An 869-nucleotide genomic window follows, 5' to 3' on the forward strand; every position below is an offset into this window, starting at 1 on the left:
ATCGGGATCAATTAAAACTCGGAATGTAGATAGTGCCTTGGGCACGGACTTAAGCCCTTTTAGGGCGTCACCCAAATAAGCCTCCGGCTTTGCCGGAGGTAAGTTAACTTGGAATTTTTTTAAACGCTTCTTGAGAGTCAATGGATTGTTTTGGATGTTTAGAGCGTAAGGTTATCCACGAAAATCCCATATGATTCAATAAATAGTAGATAGAGTCAGGGTAATAATTTTTCCCAAATTCAGATTGGATATACCGGTGAATATCTGCCCCTGTTAATCGTCCACCTACTTGGGTATTACCTGCTCTTTGTTCTATATATTCAGCAAGTTGAGTTTTCTGTTTACCGATAAGGTAGGCGGGTCTGCCTGTGCGTGGCTTTTCTTGCAGTCCGGCTAAGCCTTCTTCTAAAAAAGTCTTTACCCACTTGTTAACACTCGTTCTACTCACTTTTAAAGAGAGTGCAATTTTCGTTCTAGATTTTCCATCTTGAAAATGAGCGAGCGCAAGGAGTCGCATTCTCATTTGAATCAATTTTTTTTCGTGTGAGTGAATTAAAGTCGATATTTTTAAGGTTATCCATAATAACTCATAAAGAGAATGTGATAAATACAATTAGGTCATATTTTTACTTAGATTGGTATAATCCATCAATGCCTCTCCCTGTACACGACAAAACGAAGAATAACTACCAAACAGAATTAAAGTAACTTGCTGATACATATGCTTAATTTGGTTATAATGTTTTTGCTAAAAAACAATTATAAAATGAAATTATTAAATCTATCAGCAAGTTGTCATCTATTTTAAATACTTCTTTATCTTGGAACAAGCCTAGGATCACCTTATTATCTCATTTCTTGATGTCACT

The 869-nt window shown here is 35.9% G+C and carries 1 protein-coding gene; it reads right to left on the reverse strand.

The features are described 5' to 3' along the window. Positions 1–103 precede the first annotated feature (103 nt). The gene (locus tag L2764_RS27400; RefSeq protein WP_248943485.1) at positions 104–523 is read right to left on the reverse strand and encodes a helix-turn-helix domain-containing protein; all 420 of its coding nucleotides are present in this window, start codon (positions 521–523) and stop codon (positions 104–106) included. Positions 524–869: the final 346 nt, after the last annotated feature.

It is taken from the genome of Shewanella surugensis, assembly GCF_023284005.1.
Taxonomy (GTDB): domain Bacteria; phylum Pseudomonadota; class Gammaproteobacteria; order Enterobacterales; family Shewanellaceae; genus Shewanella; species Shewanella surugensis.